Source organism: Salinivibrio sp. PR919, from assembly GCF_001995355.1.
Lineage (GTDB): Bacteria > Pseudomonadota > Gammaproteobacteria > Enterobacterales > Vibrionaceae > Salinivibrio > Salinivibrio proteolyticus.
In genome coordinates, this window is sequence record NZ_MUFL01000003.1 from 24995 (window position 1) to 47427 (window position 22433).

Genomic DNA, 22433 nt, shown 5'->3' on the forward strand with positions numbered 1-22433 from the left:
TCGAGAATACAACAGCGGTTATTTATGCGGCTCATCATGCGGATGGGTATCAAACTCACCATGACTGGCCCGATGCACAGTTTCCACCGCGAGCGCTTTATCCAATTGCTGCGCCACATACTCAGGCGAGTGAGTATGAATGGAGAGTAAGCGATACATCGCAGGGATCACCAGCAAGGTAACAAAGGTCGCAAAGGCCATGCCGGTGAAGATCACTGTCCCAACCGCAATACGACTTTCCGCCCCCGCGCCAGTGGAGAGGATCAGTGGGATCATCCCTGCCAAGGTGGTAAACGCCGTCATCAGAATCGGTCGCAAGCGACGGACTGACGCATCGATAATCGCTTTTTCAAATGCAATGCCACGGTCACGCAGTTGGTTAGCAAACTCCACGATCAAGATACCGTTTTTCGTCACCATCCCAATCAGCATAATCAAACCAATTTGACTGTAGATATTGATCCCTTGGTTGGTCAGCCACAGGCCTAAAAAGCCGCCTAGCATCCCCATGGGCACCGTCAACATCACCACCAAGGGGTTAATAAAGCTTTCAAATTGCGCCGCTAACACCAAGTAAGACACCAAGAGCGCTAAACCGAACACCACCAGCACACTGGTTTGGTTGTCACGAAAATCTTTCGACTCCCCTGAATAGCCCACCGAGATATCGGCCGGCAAGTTCTCAGCCGCGATTTGATCCAGATAATCGAGTGCTTGACCCAGTGTCACATCATCGCCTAAATGCGCCGATAAGGTGATCGACTTTTGCTTGTTGGTATGGCTCAAGCGCTGCGCGGATGCTGTTTCTTCCACCGTGCTCACTGCATCGAGCGAGACCAACTTGCCGCTGCGGCTGCGCATATAAATACGACTGAGATCCCCTTTGCTGCTAAAGGCCTTTTCATCGCCGCGTACATACACATCGTATTCTTCACCACGATCCACATAGCTGGTCTGGGCCCGGCCACCGAGCATCACCTCTAAGGTATCGGAGACATCCCGCACCGAAATCCCAAGTTCTGAGGCGCGACGACGGTCTACTTTGACCACCAACTCAGGGGTGTTTTGGTTGTAGTCATAATCAGGGCTGTCAATCATGCCTGCCTCGCGGCCCATTTCGCCCAATTTTTCCGCCCAGCGATGAAGTTCAGGATAGTCTGGACCACTTAACACAAACTGCACGGGCTCTGAACTACCGCCCCCAAAGCCAGGCGCAAACGGGAACACTTGCACATCTGGCACACCATTTAACACCTGCCGGACTTCCGCCAAGATATCTTGTGCGGAGCGATCGCGCTCATCCCAATCCGGCAATAGCATGATCACAAAGCCTGTTTGATCCCCAGCTCGGCCACCAAACGCTGGTGTTTGTAAGCTAACCGAGCTCAGAGTACCCGCCTCGACCAAGGGCATTAAACGCTGCTCAATTTGCTCGATATTGCCCACCATACGGTTGTACGCCGTGCCTTCCGCACCACGGACAAACGCCAGCAGCACCCCGCGATCTTCTTGTGGCACTAATTGCGACGGTAAGTGCTGCATCAGCACGCCACTGCCACCAATACAAAGCAGAATTACTACCGGAGCCACCCAACGCCAACGCAGGACATGTGCCAGCACTCGGCGATAGTAACTTTCAAGCACATCAAACCCACGGGTGATCACGCGGTTCACGGGAGTAGATGCCACATTTAAGCGCAGTAATTTACTACCAAGCACCGGCGTGAGCGTTAACGCTATTAAGGACGAACAGAGCACGGTGACAGCAAGCATCACGGCAAACTCGGTGAACAACTTACCAATCATGCCATCCATATAGGTAATGGGGAGAAACACCATCACCAACACCGCGGTGGTGGCGATCACCGCAAAGCCCACTTCCCGTGCACCACGGTAAGCGGCCACCAAGGGTGGATCGCCTTGTTGTAAGTGGTGGAAGATATTTTCGACCACCACAATGGCATCATCCACCACCAGACCAATCGCGAGAATGAGCGCCATTAAAGTCAATAGGTTAATCGAAAAGCCCATTGCTGAGGCAACGATAAAGGCGGAAATCAAGGATACCGGCACAGTCACTGCTGGGATCAAGGTGGCGCGCGCTTGGCCAATAAAGATATACAACACTAATACCACCAGCGCCCCAGTAATAAATAGCGTGCTATACACTTCCTCAATCGAGCGATCAATAAATACCGTGGTATCGTAATCCACCCAAAGACGTGTACCTTCGGGCAGGAAGGCCTGCATCTCATCGACAAGTTTATGCGCCCGTGCGGATATATCGAGCGGATTGGCATCGGATTGTGGGATCAGCGCCAAACTTAAATTATTAATACCATTGTTTTTATAGGTGGCATCTTCATTACGTGAACCAATTGCCACCTCCGCGACATCCGACAAATAAATCGCAGTGCCGTTCGCCGTGGTGCGTACCACCAGTTGTTTAAAGTCCTCTGCGTCACGATATAAACGATCGCTACGTACCGGCATGGTCATCACGTCATTGCGGATTTCCCCGCCCGGACTTTCTAAGTTTTCATCCCGCAATGCGTCAAGAATATCTTGGGTGGTGACACCGTGCCCCGCCATTTGGGTAGGATCCAGCTTCACATACATCACTTTATACAGCGCGCCGTATAAATCGACCGAGCTCACCCCAGAGATCAAGCTGAATCTATCTTCCAACGTACGTTGGGCATATTCCGTCAGTTGGTTACGGTCCATCTCTGACGAGGCTAAGTTAATATAGACCGCCGCTTCGCCAGTGCCGTTGTCTTTGTACACAATCGGATCGTTGGCATCATCAGGCAATCCCCCTTGCGCGCGCGCCACGGCATCACGCACATCACTCACCCCCTCGGTCAGCGGGTGATCGAGTTTAAATTCCACCGTGATCCGTGATGAGCCATTGCGGCTGACCGAGGTGATCTCTTCAATGCCACTGATGCCAGAAAGCTCATCTTCAATCAACTGCGTGACTTGGCTTTCCATAATGCTGGCCGAGGCGCCAGAATAGCCGGTGTAAATACTCACCACCGGGCTATCGATATCAGGCATTTCACGCACTGATAAGGTCGAGAAAGAAACCGCGCCAAAGACACATAACAGCAAACTCAATACGATCGCCATCACTGGCCGTTTTACCGAGACATCAGACAACCACATTAGCTGGCCTCCGTCTCAGAAACGGTCTCAGTCACACGGCTTTGATCATCAGCTTGGTTTTTACGCGCTTCCGCATTTAATACCGAGACTTGCGCCCCATCACGCATGTTCACTAAACCTTGCACCACAATGTGCTGACCCGGCTCGAGTCCTTTACTCACCACTACCTGATTATCAATCCGCGCGCCAAGGGTAATTTCGGTACGATGGGCAATGCCTTCGTTATCAACGCGGAAGACATAGCGGCGCGTACCGGAATACTGCAGAGCTTGTACAGGCACTATCACCGCGTATTGCTCAGGCAAAGTCAGTTTCGCCTCCATCAGCATACCGGGCTGCAATTGGCGTTCAGGGTTATCCAGCGCAACGCGAACACTGACCGATAACGCGTCTTTATCTACCCGAGAGTCCACCACACTCACCGTGCCGGTAAAGGCCTCATCGGGATAGGCTTGCGACGTGACGGCCACTGGCATATTGGGATAAAGCAGTCCGATGTATTGCTCTGGCACCTGAATATCGAGGTTCATGCGTGACAGGTTGTCGAGACTAAAAAGAGTTTCGCCCACATCCACGCGCTGGCCGACGCTTAAATCAAACAAACCAATGCGACCAGAAAAAGGCGCGATTAAACGATGATCATCTAGATCAGATTGCGCCGATTGCAAACGGGCCTTGGCAATATTGACACTGGCTTGCTGCGCATCCAACTCGGTTTGTGTTAAGGCACCACGTTGCGCCAGCTTGGTGTACTCCTTTAGCTTGCGCTGCTCATCATTGAGGTAAGCCGACGCCTCCAGCACCGCGGCTTGAGCTTTGGCGCGATTAAAGGTCACCAAAGGCGCCCCTTTTTCAACCGTCTCGCCCGGTTTTACATGCACAGTTTCAATGCGCGCCGAGACTTCTGATTCAATATCAATCTGCTGATGGGCTTTAACATTGCCCACCAATGACAACGACGGCGCAATCGGTTTGGTTTCCACTTCCGCCGTCATCACATCCACAGATCGTGCCCCCGGTGCTGAGGCTACGATATCTTCGTTCGTGGGCCCCGACCCATTCCATAACCAGAACGCAACGCCGCCCAATATCACGGCGCCCACTAGCATCCCTTTTTTCATTGCATCACACCTCATAATTTGAATAGCACCAGTGTACTGATCTGCTTCTTTTTGTCCTTAAAGAATTGTAAAGACGCTATTTTTTATACTTATTACATTGAAATATGAGATTCGATCAGAACTCATAATTGCTTTATGATTGATCTTTCTGCGATATATGGGTTGTGACCTACCCACGCATCATCGAGACTGGGCATGAGACTGCGGCAATAAGCAACGGTTTCAAAAAACGCATAAAATTCGATGTTGGCGGTCAAAAACACCGTAAAGCGTTGAAAAAAACATCAACCGCTACACGGGATCAAGAAAATCCTTTACAGCACCAATCGGTTTGATAATATTCGCCCCGTTCGCGTGGTGGGATTCCCGAGCGGTCAAAGGGATCAGACTGTAAATCTGACGGCTCAGCCTTCGAAGGTTCGAATCCTTCTCCCACCACCATTTTTACCAAGCAATACTCCGTGGTGGAGTTCCCGAGCGGTCAAAGGGATCAGACTGTAAATCTGACGGCTCAGCCTTCGAAGGTTCGAATCCTTCCTCCACCACCACTTTTACAAAGCAATACCCCGTGGTGGGATTCCCGAGCGGTCAAAGGGATCAGACTGTAAATCTGACGGCTCAGCCTTCGAAGGTTCGAATCCTTCTCCCACCACCACTTTACAAAGTAAGACTCCGGTGGAGTTCCCGAGCGGTCAAAGGGATCAGACTGTAAATCTGACGGCTCAGCCTTCGAAGGTTCGAATCCTTCCTCCACCACCATCTTTAAGGGCCAGCATCTGCTGGCCCTTTTTCGTTGTTGTGTCGTTAGCAGCCCTATTATTTCCCGCATGTTAGTGATGCTCGCCCATGCGGCGACCATAAATCTTGCTCCGGTCCTTTCGGTACAATTCGGGTTGGATTGATATTCCCGTGGCTGTAATAGTAATGGGTTTTGATGTGCTGCATATCGACGGTCTCAGCCACCCCTGGCACTTGAAACAGCTCTTTCATGTAGCAAAACAAATTGCAGTAATCGGCAATACGTTGCTTGTTACATTTAAAGTGGCCCACGTAGACAGGATCAAAACGAATCAGGGTGGTGAACAAACGCCAATCGGCTTCTGTGATCTGGTTTCCGGCAAGATAACGGTTGCGACTTAAATGATCATCCAACACCGTCAAGGCAGTAAATAACTTATCAAAAGCGTCTTCATAGGCCGCTTGCTCGGTGGCAAAGCCACATTTGTACACGCCATTGTTTACATTGGGGTAAACAAATTCATTCCACTGATCAATCGCCGCACGTAGGTTTTCTGGGTAATAATCGTCATGATTGCCCGTAATACCATTAAACGCCGAATTGAACATTCGAATAATGTCGGCGGATTCATTACTGACAATCGTCTCGGTTTGCTTGTCCCATAAAATTGGCACAGTGACCCGTCCGGTGTAGTCAGGTTTGGCTTTGGTATACAACTGGTGCGCGTAGTCAAACCCATATAAGGGCTCTGGCTTCGAAAACGTCCAGCCATGTTCTAGCATCTCAGGCGCCACCACAGTGACAGCAATATGAGGCTCAAGCCCTTTCAAATGACGCATAATCAGGGTGCGATGCGCCCACGGGCATGCCAAAGAGACATAGAGATGATAACGTCCTGATTCTGCTTTAAAGCCCGCGCTCCCGCTGGACTCTGAATCACCATCAGGCGTTATCCAATGACGAAACCCTGCGTCTTCACGGATAAATCGGCCGCCGGATGATTGGGTGTCATACCACACATCGTGCCACACACCATCGATCAGWTTTCCCATACGTCCTCCTTTTTCTCTTTGCAGTATAAAAAGCCACAACGAGAAAGTCGGCCATTCAACTTGTTGGAGTTATTCGAAAAAGCTGTTCAAGTGGCTGATCGTCGCAGAATGAAAGGAGTACGAGGCCACCGAAAAATCATAAGCCATAGCACGCACCATAGTGACCTGTCAGACTGAAAACATGCCAGTTAGTAAAATTCCACTATATTAAATAGGTCCGATCTTAACTGAATAGGCGCCCAATGAAATGGATGTATAACCTTAAAGTGCGGCTTAAGCTCATGATCGCATTTGGTATTTTGGTGTTATTAACTGCATTAGTGACGCTGAACGCTGTCACAGGTGTGGATGAGCTGAATGATGATGTCTCGGCTGCCGATGATCTCAATCGAATTGTTAAATACATAAAAGAAGTGCGGATTACCGAAAAGAATTATATTTTACGTCGCGATAACAGCTACGTGGATGAAATCAAACAACTTACTGACACCATCAATCAGCAAGTAACCACCACAACCGCCAAAGTCAATGAGCAAGAAATCCTCACACTGCTTTCGCAAATCATGACTGAAAATAAAGCCTACCAAGCGGCGATGGATCAGTATGTGGCGCAGTTTGATAAGCTCGCGCAAGCGGAAACAGGGATGCGCGATCAGGCTCGGCGGGTTGAGCAAGCGCTGATAGACATTCGCCAAACACAAAAGGATCGCGTCAACCGTTATCTTGCCCAAGGGCGCGCGCCGGAAGTGGTCATCGATACTTTGAAAATTGCCGATGAAGCAAATCGCTTAATTAAATGGATGCTCGAATCTCGTCGCGCCGAGAAGAATTTTCTTCTTTCGAACGATACGCAGTTCATGGATGCCGTCAATAAAACCTTGGTCGACATGGACAAGTTGATCGATACCCTTCCGGATGAAATAGACAAGTCAGCCGTTCGACAAGGCATCGCGTCCTATCGCAACGCATTCCAAACCTACGTCAGCACATATCAACAAAGCCAAACAATTAACGACACCATGTTAACCAAAGCGAGAGCCGTGGAAGATCTCGCCGAGAAAGGCCGTGATATAGGCAAACAAGAGCTCTCTGAAAATGAGCAAAGTTTACTGGTTAGTAATGTCGTGCTAGCCGTCGCCGCAGTTGTAATCGGTATCGGTGTCTCTTGGCTGATGACTGCCATGATCGTGCCACCCTTACAGCGCGCAGTGGCAGCCAGCCAACAAATCGCCAATGGCGATTTAAGCGTCAACATTGCGACCGACAGGAAAGATGAAATTGGTGAGCTGCTCGGATCCATTTCCACCATGTCGACCCGTCTAAAAACCATGATTGGCGATTTGTCGGACAACATTACCCGCATCGCCAACTCGTCAGAGGAATTATCTTCGCTGACCAACGAAACCTCCCACGGCGTGAAGACGCAGAAACAGGACATTGAACAAGTGGCCGCAGCAGCAACACAAATGAGCGCCTCGGCACAAGAAGTGGCGCATAAAGCCGAGGCAACCTCGGACTCCGCCCATCAGGCGAACGATCAAGCGCAACGCGGTAACGCGTTAGTGAGCACCACAGTCGCCGGTATTTCGACCTTAGCGGAAGCCATTGGACAGTCCGAGTCGGTCATTAACACGGTGAAAGACGACAGTGAAAACATCGCGTCTATCTTGGATGTGATCAAAGGAATTTCGGATCAAACCAACTTACTCGCACTCAATGCCGCCATCGAAGCCGCCCGCGCGGGTGAGCAAGGTCGTGGCTTTGCGGTAGTGGCCGACGAAGTCCGTTCACTGGCACAGAAAACCCAAGAATCGACCGTCGAGATTGAAAAAATGATCGAGACCCTTAAAGCAGGTGCCGAATCCGCCGTGAGTGAAATGGTGAAAAGTAAGCAACAAGTCGAAGAAGTGGTCGAGCAAACCGAACAAGTTCGTGAAGCCCTTGAGTCTATTTCAGCAGAAATTAGCAATATCACGGAAATGAACACCCAAATCGCACAAGCCGTCAAAGAGCAAGGGCACGCGGCGGAAGATGTCAGCCAACGCATGAATACCATTCAAGATGTGGCCGACCAAACCTCGCAAGCCTCCGAGCAGACCTCGGTGGCCAGCCAAGACTTGGCATCCGTCGGCGAAGAGCTGCGTCGCCTCAGTACCGTGTTTAAATGGTAACCGAATTGCCACCCAGCCTGCTGGGTGGCATTTATCTCATTCTGCGCTTATGACGAAGGCTGCAGAGGCTGTGGTTGACGGTTCGGTAACCACAGCGAAATGACCGTGGTTACGGTGAGAAATCCAAACGACACCCAAAGGCATGCCGCCAGCCCCCACACTTGGAACACCCAACCGGATAACACAGTACCAATTAAGCGTCCCATGGCGTTTGCCATATAATAGAACCCCACATCCAGCGACACGCCGTCGCCTTTGGCGTAGCTGACAATCAAGTAAGAATGCAGTGAAGAGTTAATCGCAAAGATCGCTCCGAACACCATAAGCCCGACGATAATCACCCCTTGCGGATGCCACTGTTCGCCAATTGCGTAAGCAATGATGCCAGTTACCACCGCCAGTAAACATGACCAACCGAGCGCCGCCTTACTGCCCGGCGAATGGCCAGCTTGGCGCCCAGTGATTTTCGGCGCAATCCCTTGCACCATGCCGTAAGCGATCACCCAAAGGGCAAGAAAGCCGCCCACCGCACTGTGGCTCCAACCAAATGTGGTGCCAAGATAAATTGGCAACGCCACCACAAACCACACATCTCGCGCGCCGAAAAGGAACATCCGTGCCGCTGAGAGGATATTCACACTACGAGACTTAGAAAAAATTTCCGAAAACTTGGGCTTACTTTTGGCTTTTCCCAACTCCGCATTGAGCGACACCACACTGCCGATAAACACGAGGCTCAAGACGCCAGCCATCGCCGCCACCGCGTACTGAAAGCCAATCAGAGAAAGCAATGCGCCACCGACAAAAAAGCCCACACCTTTGAGTGCATTCTTCGAGCCGGTCAAGATCGCAATCCACTTAAACAGCGCCCCCTCTGCGTTGTCAGGCACCAAGGTTTTAATCGCGCTTTTGGCACTCATTTTATTCAGATCTTTCGCAATCCCAGACAAGGCTTGAGCTGTCATCACCCAGGGAATGGTGAGCCAAACGGCTGGCACCGCTAACATGGCGAGCGCCACAATTTGCATACCAAGGCCAATATTCATGGTGCGATTAAGGCCTAAACGCGCACCGAGCCATCCACCGATAAGGTTGGTGACCACGCCGAAGAATTCGTAAAACAAAAACAGCGAGGCGATTTCTAACGTGCCGTAGCCCAGCTCATAAAAATACAGCACCACCAGCATCCGCAGTGCACCGTCGGTGATGGTGAAATTCCAATAGTTAAAGGTGACCAGCATATACTGGCGCACGGATTGGCTTAATTGAGCAAACATAGTGGTCATCGATTCACATACAAAAAAGGGCGATGCGGTACGGGGCACGCATCGCTACCCTATAAAAAAGCGATTACTGATCAACGCGGCCGACGTTGCGCACCAACTCAGCGGTGCGCGTGGCATACCCCATTTCGTTGTCATACCACGCATAGATTTTGACCATACGCTTACCCACCACCATGGTGGATAAACCATCGACAATCGTGGAGCGCTGATCGCCACGGTAATCAATCGAGACTAAAGGACGCGCCTCAAAGCCAAGAATGCCGTTGAGCTCGCCATCCGCGGCCTCTTGCAACAGGGCGTTCACCTCATCAGCAGTGGTATCGGTTTCCACGTCAAAGATCACATCCGTTAGCGACGCATTGGCGAGTGGCACACGCACCGCATGGCCATTAATCTTACCTTTTAGATCCGGGAAAATTTCCACGATGGCTGTCGCCGATCCTGTGGTGGTCGGGATCAAGCTCATGCCGCACGCGCGGGCACGACGTAAGTCTTTATGCGGCGCATCTAAAATCGTTTGAGTATTGGTTAAATCATGAATGGTGGTGAAGGTCGACTGCGCAATTCCCAGTTTTTCATGGATCACTTTCACAATCGGAGCCAAGCAGTTCGTGGTACACGACGCTGCGGTAACGATTCGATGTTTACTCGGATCAAATATCGCGTCATTCACTCCCACCACAATATTCGCCACTCGCTCATCTTTGACTGGCGCAGAGACAACCACACGCTTTACGCCTTGGTCCAAGTATTTTTGCAGCAAATCCGCGTCACGGTGTTTTCCCGTTGCCTCAATCACCACATCGCAGCCTGACCAATCGACTGCATCAATCGCTTTTTCTTGGCTTGTCGTCAGTGAGTGACCGTTAATCTGCACGCGGTTTCCTTCTGCACTCACCGCGTGATGCCAACGCCCTTGTACCGAATCAAACTCCAGCAAATGCGCCAGTGTTTCCGTATCTCCCGCCACATCATTAATGTGGACAAATTCGAGCTCTGGCCAGTCAAACGCAGCCCGCAGTGCCAAACGGCCGATACGGCCAAACCCATTGATCCCGATTTTAATTGTCATTGCTTTCTCCCTTACACGCAGCAGGTGGGGCGAGACGCCATCTTGGCAAGCCGCGTGAGATCTTCTTGATAAGTGTCTTTTAGGCAGTTGGAGTCCACCAGCCCTTGAATTTGTTTGCGCATCCAGCCGGGTAAATCGGCAGCTAAACGATAAAACACCCACTGCCCTTGGCGCGTATCAACCAACACCCCGCTGGCACGCAATTGCGCCAAGTGGCGTGAAATCTTTGGCTGCGAGGTATCTAGCGCTTCAGTCAGTTCGCACACACATAACTGCCCTTCACGGGCAATAAGCAGTAAACACCGCACACGTGTTTCATCGGCCAATAATTTGAAAAACTGATGAGGCAACATAGGCTCTCTCACTACACTTCATTAACTGTATATATGCATATGCGTATATTATAAAATCTAAGCATGCACGCAACCCTGACAGACAGGAGTTCATAAAAGCTTCATGTTAAATCGTATAGCGTCGCTTCATCCTTAGCGCGACATTCACCAATGCAATCAACACGAGCACGTGATAGGTATAACGCTAGACAAGCACTGACGCTTAATATTGATGAACGAACTCGACTAAAGCATGCAGCTGAAGCTTCTTAGCTTTGAGACAAAGCTAGGCAGTTTTTGCCGTTGCAAACAGGCTAAAAAGTCATCTGAAGTCATGGGAGGGTTTTTCAGGGCGCGTTTTTGTTGCTGAGCAGCTCTCACGCAAGCACTGCTGTCTAGCTCAAACATATCACAGAGAAACTCATCAGGATGGATTACCGATAGGCCAAGCGGATCGAGTAATTTTGAAGGGAAGTCTTTGAGATTAAAGGTGATGATAGACTCCGCTTGACCTTTGATAGCAGCGGCAACGACATGTCTATCATCTACATCAGGTAACGTTAACCCGTCTATTAATGGCTCATATCCTTCAATCAAGCAGTCAGGAACATGCGCATTCATCAACTGTTTGGTTCTCTCTAATCGCTCTGGGTCGATATCTGGATTATTTTTGAGAAGATTTCTGATCCATTCATCATGTATTTGTTCTGTCCATCGTGCTCTAAATAACCCCGTGTTGGACAAATACATTAGATAGCTGCGAAGTGGCGCGGGGTACATAACACATGCGTCTAAAATTACTGTATAGGATGTCATCAATACCCCATATCCATTTCTTGATCTAATGCTGATAGTTCAGCAAGTGCTGCTAGCCGTTTCTCTTCTAAGCGATTCTTATACGCCATCAAATCGGCATAGGCCACCTTCCTACGGTTACCTTTACGACTATATGGGATCTCATTAGCATCAAGCAGTTTGATAAATGTCGGACGAGACATATTGAGCATATCAGCCCCTTCTTGCGTGGTAAGCTCAGCATGGATAGGGGTAATACTCACTGAGTTACCATGGCCTAATTGCGTCAGCACCTCAATCATCATGTTTAGTGCACTTGATGGAATAGTGACTTCATGACTCTGACCAGACTTATCGACGACATGAATTTTTTGCGCTTCACCATTGGTTTCTATAACGGCTGATAACGCTTGGCTACTAAGCTTAGCCAGTGTGATTTCTTCGGCACTTGGCAGTGTTTTCATATTCATCGTATTTTTCTCAGCTTTGATTTCAGGCTGTATAAGCCTATGCACTGTTCAGTATCTGAAATATTCGAAAATATGTCAACATTCGAAATTTTCGAAAGCCATTTAAACGCTCATTGCCGATTGAGTCGAACACGAAACATAAAGGCACCGGGTTTCTAAAAAGCCCTTTACATCCGTAAGAAATGCTGTAGTGTGACCAAAGCTCTAGATACGGAGCATCAAAAGACATCAAGTCAAAGTCGAGACAGACCACGCTATTTCCCGCATAGACTCTCTGCAGTAATCCACTTTCGCTTTTTTCCTAGATTGATAACCCGTTAAACGCCCTTTTGCTATCTCTCATTGGTGGGTATAACTGTATTAATGGTGATCGTTCACGCCAAAGAAACCGACGCATCTGCGTGGCCCATGATGGATAACCACTGAGGGGCAGAGCAATAATCATTTAACTCATGGAGATAAAATATGGCCGCGACTAACGGCAGACTGCGTCACTGGTATCATTTACGCCGTGCGCAAACACAAACGAAAACCGCTAACAACACAACCAAAACAGTAAGGAACGCCATTGATAGTTAACTTTTCACTCCCTAATCTTGCCAACTGGCAGGTCGCGATTCATCAATTTAATGGGGATATTATCCTCAAGCACTTGCTCCATCGCCTACCAACATTATCCCAACCGACGCTACAGTTTGATCCCAGTACCGAGCTTGGCGCCATTTTTAGCCAAGGTGAATGCTTGGGTGAATTCTCTCTTGCGCACTAACGCTTAGACAATATCGCGCGTTTCCATAACCTACAGAGATAGAGGCCGCCTTTCCGTTCATTGAACGAAGCTGGTAAAGTGTCTTGCTATTAACAAAACAACAAAGGCAGCCTCACACGTGAAAATCATTTCCTTGAATATTCTTGATGGTTTTTAGTCATTTAAAAACAAACACTTAAACATTATTCAGTCCTTCCATGGCGACAAAGTGGCGACAGTCTCAAAGCCCATACACTTCCCTGATCGCTTCGTGGGCCTTCTCAAGTTTATGAACCGCTGCAGCGATGCGCTTCCTCGTCACCCCTGTTTTAACTTCCGCCAGTTCATAGTAAATCCATTGATGACCCGCAACCTGACAGCTTCTCGTGTTGTCTCAGGCAAGTCACGCTGTGAGTAAATACTCATGAGCACATCTAACTGGGGTGGTTTAATGATTTGTCTCAGCATATTATTTTATGAGTAGTCTAGAATACCCATAAATTTATGGCTTATATTCACCAAGGTTCAATAGCAAGCGGCTGAATCCAGCGATTTCGTGGCTTGAAAACTCTTCAATGTCACAGTTCACACCCCACCAAATCCCGTGATCTAAATTGAAATTATGATCTTTTCATCAAACCACCACAAAACAAATAATATCAATCACTTACACACCACCACTTCAACCTAATGAGATCATCAGGTGATCATTGAGATCGTGACGAAATCTATTCCCGTCCCTTTTATTTCAATTACTTACCTGTGCACACATGGCTCTTCACCGGATGTAGTGGGAAGTGTTTCTTTTCAAGTTTTCCGATTAATTGGACAATAAGGAAACACTCTGCACTTGAGCCCTGAATCAGATGAAAGATACAGCACTCTATCAAGCGATCCTTGGACTGATTCCGCCATGGACTGTCGACTCTGTCCAGGTGGATAAAAAGAGCCAACGTATTACCGTGACCATCATGTACGAAAGTCCTTCAGGCGTTGCTTGTCCAACATGTTCGAAAGCGGTAAGAAAGCATGACTCTCGAAAGCGGATATGGCGTCATTTGGATACATGCCAGTACGAAACATATCTTGAGGCCCAAGTCCCACGTGCTGACTGTCCAAAGCACGGGGTTCAGACCGTTTCTGTTCCTTGGGCATCTCCTGGAAGTCGCTATACCGAACTCTTCGAGACAAAGATTATTGAAACACTTCAGTTCACTTCTCTTCACTCTGTATCTAAAGCCTTTCGACTGAGTTGGGGAGCCATTGATCGGATAATGAAAAGGGCTGTTTCACGAGGGCTCGCCCGGAGAAATTTAGATAAGGTAGAAGCTTTGTTGGTAGACGAAACTGCCTTTTGCCGAGGGCATGATTATGTCACTGTGATGTCGAGCCGAACGGGCCAAGTTCTCGCTGTTGCCGACGGTAAAAGTGAACAAAGCTTAGCAAACTGCTATCGAGTGCTGCCTAACATCGCTAAACAACAGGTCCGCTCAGTCTCGATGGATATGAGCCAAGCTTTTATGAATGCAACCGAGTCCTTCTTTGGCTCACGATCTAAACGCCTGATTGCAGTTGATCATTTCCACGTAGCAAAAGTGCTCACCAAAGCTGTTGACGATGTTCGCAAGCAAGAGGTTAACCGTCTACCGCCATACCTTAAACGAGAGTGCTACAGAACGCGTTATGGCTGGCTCAAAAGAAATAGAAACCTCACAGGTCGCCTGAGGGAGCGTATAAACAGATTGGCCAAGCTCATGATAGATACAAGCCTTAGCTGGTTGCTCAAAGAGCAAGCAAGACTGATCTGGTACGGAGGTTCGATCAGAAGCGCAAGGAATCAATGGCTAGAGTGGCTTACTTTAGTTAAAGCAAGTGGAATTAAACCATTGATGGCAGCAGCGGCGACAGTGAAAAAGCACTTACCAGCAATCCTTAATGCAATGCGGCTTAAGGCATCGAATGGCTTGGCGGAGGCTATAAATGCCAAAATCCAATACATGAAGCTTAGAGCTAAAGGCTTTAGAAACAAACAAAGGCTCAAGACAGCGATACTGTTCTATTTTGGGGGACTTGATATGACTTTCCACCACGAACGATGAAGAGCCATATAAACACAGTAATTTTAATCATATCAACAAATAAGCCTTTTTTACACGCCGTAATGCAGTGTTTATCACACACGTTTCTTATGGTTTGGGCCAAAACCTACAGGAACCAAGATCACAAATATGTGACCAGGCTCGTATCAGCCTTTGTACTACTCTTAAATGGCATATTTGGTGCAGTAATAAATCAGATTTGACGTGTAGATTTGATACCAATGCCTAAAAAACCTAACAAACCCGACCCTATCGTGCTGTTTTTAGTCACGATTCGGGTGCAGAAAAAGATGACGCAGAATGCCGTTGCGAACCAGTGCCATGGCATTTCGCTCAGCRCTTTGCGACGGATTGAGCAAGGCAAGAYGGATATGACCCTTTCTCAATACCGGGCCTTATGTGAGTTGTACGGGCTGACGTCGCTGGATGTGTCGCTGGGCGAAATGCGGCATCGGCACACGTCGGCGGGGGATATTGCGGCCACCGCCCGGCTGCTGCCAAAGCGGGTTCGGGAAAGCTTTGTCGATTTGATAGTGACGGTGGCCGAGGAGTTGCAAAGTAGGGATGCCGGATAGCCCGGCAAAGCTGTCAAACGGGGCATATCGTGTCAAATCGTTCTATATTGTGCCTATCTGGAGCTGTGAATATTGTCTGATTTTTACAACTCATGTATAGTTTGCGTCCCTCAATACGGTATATTGTACTTTACTTTTATTATGGTTTTTCAGACGACAAGGAGGCTGTATGAGTATGAACCTTGCAGCAAAAGCTAACGCCGCAATGAGAAGTGGTAAAAAGCTGTCTTCCTATGATCTGCCTACTGAAGTGAAACGAAAGATTGCTGCTCGCCGCTACTCACAAGAAGAAATCAACAGCAAATATGCAGAATACCGTGCTGCTAAGGCTGCTGGTTAACCATGTGGGCACACAATACTTATGGTGATATGGTAGAGGGAGATGGGGACTTTGTTGGTTTTGTAGCCTACTCCCTCTACAAAGAGCAAAAGGTCAAATGGATCAAAGCTCATAAGGCAAAAACCGGTAAGTTCCCGACCTCAGATGAAATTCATGATTTTTTCACTCATTACCAATCCTCACCGGACTGCGTCGCTAAATATCGTGAAGATGCGGAACGTATGCTCAATGACTATTTCGATTTCTGCTTTTCTGAAGAGCTAAACGTTTACAAAGAGACGGTGAAAGAAGAGGCTATAGTTCAACGAGTTCACAAACCATTTAAAGTCTCAGTCTGGGAGAACTTGGCGGCTGGGCTTATTGCTTCTTTCATAACAATAGTTCTATCCATGACTTTTTGGCTCTATTCGGAAATGAAATTTTCAGAACGAAGAGAAGAGCTTCTGAAGTCAGCACCTATTGCTGAAGAGCTTAAACAGCTGATAAACGAATAAATTTTAGTCATGAAGCCCGACACTGCCGGGCTCTTTTATACTTCACCCCCAAACCGGGCTGTTCAGGATCAGGCTTTGCTGTCGGGCCAGTTTCATGAGCGCCTTGTTCACTTCGTCGATTTCTTCCTGCTGCCGGCTCACCAACCGGTGCAGCGCCTGCAAATCGTATTCGCTGATCACCTTCATCCCCACTTGCTCGGCCAGTGCTTGCAGTTCCGCCACCGGGGCTGCTTTGTATTTCCGGGCTTCTTCAATGTCGTGCTTGAGTTTGACGTTCGCCAGCGCGATCGACACTTCATCCCCTTCCGGCCAGCACGGGTTGCTAAAAACCTGGCTGTAGTGAATGCGGATTTCCTGCGTGGTAACGCCGCGCAGTTCGGCCAGTTCGAACATCAGTTCGGTGAGTTTTACCCGGCGGTTGGGTTGTGGTGCGGAAAGAGTGAGTTGCTTGGGTGTTGGGGCGGTTTGGTTGGTCCAGTGTTGCCAGAGTACGTCGTCACATTCGTTTTGATACTGGATGACTTTATCGCGGATGGAGGATTTGACCTTGTTGGGCGATATGGTTTGTAGCCAGCCGAACAGCTTGCGGAGCGGTAAGCAAACCGCCTCTTGGTTTCCGCCAACTGAAGGGATCACCATTTTGGTGATACCCCATCTTTCGGGGTTCGATGCGAGTTTTCTTTTCTCTTTTCTTGAAGATGACTTTGCCTTCGCGTTCCCAGTCTCGAAGGAGGCGTTTGGACATGCCGGAGTAACGTGAATACTCCTCCAATGTCATAAAGGGTGCGTTCACGACTATTTGAAATGAGAGCATGGTGTTATCCTTACTAGTTGGTTTTGAGTTCCGATTTGTTCCGGTGTACGGCATCCTGTGCCGAAAACCGAACTTGACAACAATGGCAGATCGAAAATGACAACACTACAAGCTGAAATCCCGGCTTTTGATTATGTTTCCGGGAAGGAATTCACAGAAAAGCTTCGAGAAATAACCGGAGCTTCGACTAATTACATGCTGGCTGACAAGTTTGGAATCCCAAGCTCAACCATTCAGACTTGGCACAGCCATGATCGGACCGCTTTTGAGTTAATTGTCAGAACGCATTTAGCAACCGGTGCGTCGGTTCGCTATATGGCACTGGGTGAAGGAGAACCTTTTGAAGGTAAAGTCGACCCAGTTGAAGGGCTACAAACTCACCGCTTGGTTGACGGGGCATTGGTTGAGGCAGGAAGAATTTCGCTAGACTTAAGCACGCTGGACCGATTTGGCTTGAAACCATCGATCACCAAAGTCATTGAAGATGATGCCGCGATTTATTACGTAAACACAGAATCCACCAATCCGACTTCAGGCAAGTACCTGATCGATATTGACGGCCAGCTGTCAATCAACTTCATCCTGCGTTAAAGTGCTTGGCCGCGTGGCCATGACGATGAGTAAGGAATAATTCCTCACAGCTCACACATATGCACCACGTTTGATGCGTATGGAGCAACTAACACAAGATTCTAGCTAGAATTTGACTTCATAAATAAGCACGGAGGCAATATGGAATTAGATGATCAAATTATCTGTACATACCTGTCACAGAGGATGCGACTGTCGATTCAGACTATCGTGAAACCAAAGGTTATCCTGGATGACACAGATCAGCCTATTCATATTCAAGGTTGGTGTGCAAACAATGGCTCCCCCCCGAACCCTGCGTTTCGATCATGTATTGGAAATGCATAGCACTCAGAATGAAGCCGAAGCCTACTTCGAACTCGCAAAAAGAAAATTAGAACAAGAAGGCTTCGAGTTCGAGACTAAACGCTCTCCAGGTGCAAGCAGGTACTCAAGCCCTGAAACTATAGACATTTGTTTCACTGGCTTCAAAAAGGCAGATAAAGATCAACTCATCACGTTTGATAAGGAAAATGGTATGTATGTTCGAGGGGAAGTCACCAAGCATCTGGATATTCTTTGTTATGGCTATAACGCTGGTCCCAAAAAACTCGAAAAGGCCCTATCGCAAGGCGCCATGATTCTTAATAAAGAACAACTGGAAACGTTGATTGAAACTGGTGAAGTTCCCGAGGATGTTTARACAGCCTTTATGACTGTACGTAAATTAGAAGTCGGCAGCCATAGGCCTTGGCTCTGCAAGTGCTAAGTGCCTGTTTTCACTCACAGTAGCATGACGAATAAAAATGAGATATTAACTCATGGAAGAATACCCGATTTTAGACATTTCAGATCAGAGTGTTGATGATTTCGAATCGATGGGCACGAAGTCCAAGTTTTGGTATACGGACTCTAATGATGGTCAAGAGTACATCTTTAAGTCTATTCATACCCTCGATAAACGTGGTAACCCAACCGTACGTCATGGCGAGAACTGGTCTGAGAAAGTTGCTTGCGAGCTTGCTGAACTGTTAGGAATCCCTCATGCCCATTACGACTTAGCATTCAATTCAGGCCAGCATGGCACCCGAAGTCCAAACTTCATCCAAACAGGTGAAAATATGGTGTTTGGCAACCAGTTACTAGAAAAGGTTGCTACGACTTTGGCAACACCATTAGGTAAAGGTGAGCGAGCACAACGGATTGAGTTCATTACGACTATTCTTGAGCGAATCATTGTTAATCCGCCAAAGGGCTGGCAGCCCACAGCCTGCATCAATAATGCATTTGATGTTTTTTTAGGCTACCTGATGCTGGATACATTGATCTCAAACCAAGATCGCCACAGTCAAAACTGGGCAATGATCGAAGCCCTTGATGGCACAACATATTTAGCGCCAAGTTTTGATCACGGTGCTAGTCTCGGCCGTAATGAGCGAGATGAGGTCAGAATTGAGCGATTAACGTCCAAAGACTCAGGGCGCCAAATTCCGCAATATGTAACCAAGTGCAAGTCACACTTTTACTTCCATGATAAACGAAGAAAAACTTTAGAGGCATTCTTGGTTTTTAGTGCCAATAGCCCTGATGCCGCGCTAGAATGGCTAGAGAGGTTAGAATCCATCGACAACAGTCAAATCATTGAGGTTGTTACTGCGGTTCCCTCAGAAATTATGACTGACGTAGCAAAGATTTTTTGTTACTCGATAATTATTGCGAACAAGGCACGTTTGTTAAGCAATAAAGAATTAATCGAAAGATTTAAAAGTTTAGTTAAAAAGAGAGCAACGCAATGAAAAGCGTATTTGTAATTTGGAAAGACTTGGACGATGGTATGTGGCACCCAGTAGCCAAACTCACTCGTACGGATACTTTTTATCGTTTAAATTACACCAAAGGCGCTTCTCATCCAAACTTTATAGCTTTCCCTCGTATGGAGGATAAAACTAAAGCCTATTTATCGACAGGTCTTTTCTCATTCTTCAAAAACAGGATCATCCCAACAAACCGGCCTGAATTTAGAATGATGCTGGAATGGTCTGATATTGACTTTGAACTTTATGATGAGCTCGACTTATTAGGCGTTTCAGGTGGCGCACGAAAAACTGATCAGTTTCGTATTATTTCGCAACCGGAGATTACAAAGTCTGGTGAGTATAAAATCAGATTCTTTTCCAGTGGAATTAGCCATTTAGATAAAGAAGCTATTGATCGAATTTCAAAGTTGCGGCCTAAAGAATTGTTAGACTTAGAGTTTGAGGATTCAAACCCATATGACAGTAATGCTGTTATGGTAATGACTTCCGATAACGAGAAAGTGAAAGTTGGATATTTACCTAAATATTTTAATTGTGACATTCGTTCATTATTAAGCAACCCTCACTTGAACGAATACAGAATTAATGTTGTTAAGGTTAATAAAGATGCGCCTGCTCAGTTTAGATTGCTTTGTGAATTCACAGCCAAATGGCCAGATAACTTTATTCCATTGGTCTCTAAAGATTATTCAAACTTTACTGAGTCGGAACAACTTCGCGTCGTATAAATGTCAGTTCGAAACCTTAAAGACGGCAGCAAAAAGCCTTGGCTCTGCGAGTGTTACCCGCAGGGCCGAAAAGGGAAACGTATTCGCAAGCGCTTTGCCACCAAAGGCGAAGCGGTCACGTTTGAGCGTTACACTATGCAAGCGGTGGACGACAAACCCTGGCTGGGTGACAAGCCAGATCACCGCCGACTGTCGGACCTGATTGAGCTTTGGTATCAACTGCACGGAAAGAACCTCAAATCCGGCGACCATTCCCTGCGCCGGTTGCTGATGATTAGCGAGGAACAGGGCAACCCTGTCGCCAGTACCTTCACCGCGCGGGACTTTGTGCATTATCGCGCCAACCGCAGAACCAAGGGCCGGGGTGAAACCCGCAACGGCACTGAGCTTTCGGCATCGTCCCACAATAAAGATCAGTTGTGGCTGCAATCCGTGTTCAATTACCTGATTGATATTGGTGAGTGGAAGCAGCCCAACCCGATGCATTCGGTGAAGAAAATCAAGCTCAGTGAGAACGAGCTGACCTATCTGACCGACGAACAAATCCTCCACCTGTTTGATGTGATTCAGGCTAGCCCGGTTGCCGACCAGCTATGCAAAATTATTCAAATCTGCCTGGCGACTGGCGCCCGCATTATGGAAGCTGTTAACCTACGGGGTTCACAGTTATCGCAGTACAAAATTACGTACGTGCAAACCAAGGGGAAACGCAACCGCACGGTGCCGATTTCAAAATCACTGTATGACGACCTTTATCAACCGATGTCAGATCGACTGTTCACCGTTGGCTATGGTGTGGTGCATAAGTGGATTGACCGTACATTGCCGGATTTACCCAAGGGACAAACCACCCATGTGCTTCGCCACACGTTCGCCAGTCACTTTATGATGAATGGCGGCAACATCCTGGCACTGAAAGAAGCACTAGGGCATACGGACATTAAGCAGACAATGGTGTATGCGCACTTCTCGCCGGATCACCTGGTTGAAGTGGTCGAATTGAACCCGCTCAGCCAGCTAAAAGTGCTCAAAAATGATGGCGGCAAGTGGCGACAAAATGGCGACAGCCATCGCCAAACACCGTTAAATATCGTCGCACATCGTAACTGACGATATTGAAGAACCCAGTAAAACAGCGCCATACGGCGGTATACAAGAGTTTAAAAATTATATGAAAGTAATTTCATTCAATATCAATGGTATTCGTGCTCGTTTGCATCAATTGCAAGCCTTGATTGAAAAACATCAACCTGACGTGATCGGGTTACAAGAAACCAAAGTCCATGATGACGCCTTTCCGCTCGCGGATGTCGAAGCCATGGGTTACGAAGTGCACTTTCATGGCCAAAAAGCCCATTATGGCGTGGCAATGCTATGTAAAAAGTCCCCTATCAGCGTGCAAAAAGGCTTTCCTACTGACGATGAGGACGCTCAACGCCGGATGATCATGGCGACCTTTGAAGACGAAAACGGCAAGCCAATCACTGTGCTCAACGGTTACTTCCCGCAAGGGGAAAACCGCAGCCATGAAACCAAATTCCCCGCCAAGCGTAAGTTTTATCAAGACTTAATGACCTATTTAGCTGACCGTGATCCCAGTGAGCAGCTGGTGGTGATGGGCGACATTAATATCAGCCCGAAAGACGATGACATCGGTATTGGTGAGCAAAACGCCAAACGCTGGCTACGCACCGGTAAGTGCTCTTTCTTACCCGAAGAGCGTGAGTGGCTGGGCACTCTGATGGACTGGGGGTTTGTTGACACCTTCCGAGCCCTGCACCCAACCGTGAACGATCAGTTCTCGTGGTTTGACTACCGCTCACGCGGCTTTGACGATAACCGTGGCCTGCGTATTGACGTGATTCTGGCCACTCCAGATCTGGCGAGCCAATGCATCGATGCCGGCATTGACTACGAACTCCGTGCGATTGAAAAACCGTCAGATCACGCGCCGATTTGGGCAACCTTTAAGTAAGCCCCAAGGCGCACACGTTGGATAAAAAAACGCCGCAGATGATCAGGTGATCACTGCGGCGTTTCTT

The 22433-nt window shown here is 48.1% G+C and carries 20 protein-coding genes and 4 tRNA genes; 15 read left to right on the forward strand and 9 right to left on the reverse strand.

Translation table 11 applies throughout. The features are described 5' to 3' along the window. Positions 1-18: 18 nt before the first annotated feature. Together BZG83_RS00945 and BZG83_RS00950 are read right to left on the reverse strand one after the other, a co-directional pair. Positions 19-3168 (reverse strand): multidrug efflux RND transporter permease subunit, encoded by a 3150-nt coding sequence (locus tag BZG83_RS00945; protein WP_077479017.1) that lies wholly within the window; start codon positions 3166-3168, stop codon positions 19-21. Further along, on the reverse strand, positions 3168-4289 hold the full coding sequence (locus BZG83_RS00950; RefSeq protein ID WP_077479018.1) for an efflux RND transporter periplasmic adaptor subunit: 1122 nt from the start codon (positions 4287-4289) through the stop codon (positions 3168-3170). The genes BZG83_RS00945 and BZG83_RS00950 overlap by 1 nt, the downstream gene beginning before the upstream one ends. Before the next feature lie 356 nt (positions 4290-4645). Between BZG83_RS00950 and BZG83_RS00955 the strand changes: the two genes are divergently transcribed. The 4 genes from BZG83_RS00955 to BZG83_RS00970 all read left to right on the forward strand — a co-directional run bounded on the left by BZG83_RS00955 (position 4646) and on the right by BZG83_RS00970 (position 5048). Beyond that, positions 4646-4730: transfer RNA gene (locus BZG83_RS00955), tRNA-Tyr, on the forward strand. Positions 4731-4752: 22 nt separating this feature from the next. Beyond that, positions 4753-4837, forward strand: a tRNA-Tyr gene (locus BZG83_RS00960). A 22-nt stretch (positions 4838-4859) separates the two neighbouring features. Then, positions 4860-4944, forward strand: a tRNA-Tyr gene (locus BZG83_RS00965). Positions 4945-4963: 19 nt separating this feature from the next. Beyond that, positions 4964-5048: transfer RNA gene (locus BZG83_RS00970), tRNA-Tyr, on the forward strand. 57 nt (positions 5049-5105) lie between these two features. Here the strand turns inward: BZG83_RS00970 and BZG83_RS00975 are convergent. Further along, positions 5106-6080 (reverse strand): glutathione S-transferase family protein, encoded by a 975-nt coding sequence (locus BZG83_RS00975; RefSeq protein ID WP_077479019.1) that lies wholly within the window; start codon positions 6078-6080, stop codon positions 5106-5108. A gap of 242 nt (positions 6081-6322) precedes the next feature. Between BZG83_RS00975 and BZG83_RS00980 the strand changes: the two genes are divergently transcribed. Further along, the gene (locus BZG83_RS00980) at positions 6323-8251 is read left to right on the forward strand and encodes a methyl-accepting chemotaxis protein (RefSeq protein ID WP_077479020.1); all 1929 of its coding nucleotides are present in this window, start codon (positions 6323-6325) and stop codon (positions 8249-8251) included. A gap of 47 nt (positions 8252-8298) precedes the next feature. Here BZG83_RS00980 and arsJ read toward each other — a convergent pair whose 3' ends face one another. The 5 genes from arsJ to BZG83_RS01005 all read right to left on the reverse strand — a co-directional run bounded on the left by arsJ (position 8299) and on the right by BZG83_RS01005 (position 12206). Beyond that, positions 8299-9528, reverse strand: a complete 1230-nt coding sequence (gene arsJ, locus BZG83_RS00985) for an organoarsenical effux MFS transporter ArsJ (protein WP_077479053.1) — start codon at positions 9526-9528, stop codon at positions 8299-8301. A 73-nt stretch (positions 9529-9601) separates the two neighbouring features. Continuing rightward, positions 9602-10609 carry an ArsJ-associated glyceraldehyde-3-phosphate dehydrogenase gene (locus BZG83_RS00990; protein WP_077479021.1) on the reverse strand — a complete coding sequence of 336 codons (1008 nt, stop codon included), beginning with the start codon at positions 10607-10609 and terminating at the stop codon, positions 9602-9604. An 11-nt stretch (positions 10610-10620) separates the two neighbouring features. After that, entirely contained in the window at positions 10621-10962 is a 342-nt protein-coding gene (locus BZG83_RS00995) for a metalloregulator ArsR/SmtB family transcription factor (protein WP_077479022.1), read from the reverse strand. Between the two features lie 225 nt (positions 10963-11187). Beyond that, complete coding sequence (locus tag BZG83_RS01000; protein ID WP_077479023.1) at positions 11188-11757, reverse strand: PIN domain-containing protein; 570 nt, start codon at positions 11755-11757, stop codon at positions 11188-11190. Further along, positions 11757-12206 (reverse strand): helix-turn-helix domain-containing protein, encoded by a 450-nt coding sequence (locus BZG83_RS01005; protein WP_077479024.1) that lies wholly within the window; start codon positions 12204-12206, stop codon positions 11757-11759. Before BZG83_RS01005 ends, BZG83_RS01000 begins: the two co-directional genes overlap by 1 nt. A gap of 568 nt (positions 12207-12774) precedes the next feature. Here BZG83_RS01005 and BZG83_RS01010 point away from each other — a divergent pair. The 5 genes from BZG83_RS01010 (at position 12775) to BZG83_RS01030 (ending at position 16462) form a co-directional block, all read left to right on the forward strand. Then, entirely contained in the window at positions 12775-12975 is a 201-nt protein-coding gene (locus BZG83_RS01010) for a hypothetical protein (RefSeq protein ID WP_046073639.1), read from the forward strand. Positions 12976-13820: 845 nt separating this feature from the next. Next, positions 13821-15053: an ISL3 family transposase gene (locus tag BZG83_RS01020; protein ID WP_077479025.1), complete on the forward strand. Its 1233-nt coding sequence runs from the start codon at positions 13821-13823 to the stop codon at positions 15051-15053. A 221-nt stretch (positions 15054-15274) separates the two neighbouring features. Continuing rightward, a complete protein-coding gene (locus BZG83_RS01025) occupies positions 15275-15628 on the forward strand; it encodes a helix-turn-helix domain-containing protein (protein ID WP_077479026.1) in 354 nt (117 codons plus the stop codon). Between the two features lie 169 nt (positions 15629-15797). Further along, positions 15798-15968: a hypothetical protein gene (locus BZG83_RS16685; protein WP_158011493.1), complete on the forward strand. Its 171-nt coding sequence runs from the start codon at positions 15798-15800 to the stop codon at positions 15966-15968. A gap of 2 nt (positions 15969-15970) precedes the next feature. Beyond that, the gene (locus tag BZG83_RS01030; protein ID WP_077479027.1) at positions 15971-16462 is read left to right on the forward strand and encodes a hypothetical protein; all 492 of its coding nucleotides are present in this window, start codon (positions 15971-15973) and stop codon (positions 16460-16462) included. Between the two features lie 42 nt (positions 16463-16504). Here BZG83_RS01030 and BZG83_RS01035 read toward each other — a convergent pair whose 3' ends face one another. Then, entirely contained in the window at positions 16505-17224 is a 720-nt protein-coding gene (locus BZG83_RS01035; protein WP_274532428.1) for a phage antirepressor N-terminal domain-containing protein, read from the reverse strand. Between the two features lie 148 nt (positions 17225-17372). On the opposite strand from BZG83_RS01035, the gene BZG83_RS01040 reads away from it, so the two are divergent. The 5 genes from BZG83_RS01040 (at position 17373) to xthA (ending at position 22366) form a co-directional block, all read left to right on the forward strand. After that, positions 17373-17867, forward strand: coding sequence for a helix-turn-helix domain-containing protein (locus BZG83_RS01040; RefSeq protein ID WP_077479029.1), 495 nt, complete (start codon positions 17373-17375; stop codon positions 17865-17867). An 800-nt stretch (positions 17868-18667) separates the two neighbouring features. Next, on the forward strand, positions 18668-19642 hold the full coding sequence (locus BZG83_RS01050; RefSeq protein WP_077479031.1) for a hypothetical protein: 975 nt from the start codon (positions 18668-18670) through the stop codon (positions 19640-19642). After that, complete coding sequence (locus BZG83_RS01055) at positions 19639-20391, forward strand: HIRAN domain-containing protein (protein ID WP_077479032.1); 753 nt, start codon at positions 19639-19641, stop codon at positions 20389-20391. Before BZG83_RS01050 ends, BZG83_RS01055 begins: the two co-directional genes overlap by 4 nt. Then, entirely contained in the window at positions 20392-21501 is a 1110-nt protein-coding gene (locus tag BZG83_RS01060; RefSeq protein ID WP_077479033.1) for a phage integrase, read from the forward strand. A gap of 61 nt (positions 21502-21562) precedes the next feature. Beyond that, positions 21563-22366, forward strand: coding sequence for an exodeoxyribonuclease III (gene xthA / locus BZG83_RS01065; RefSeq protein ID WP_077479034.1), 804 nt, complete (start codon positions 21563-21565; stop codon positions 22364-22366). Positions 22367-22433: the final 67 nt, after the last annotated feature.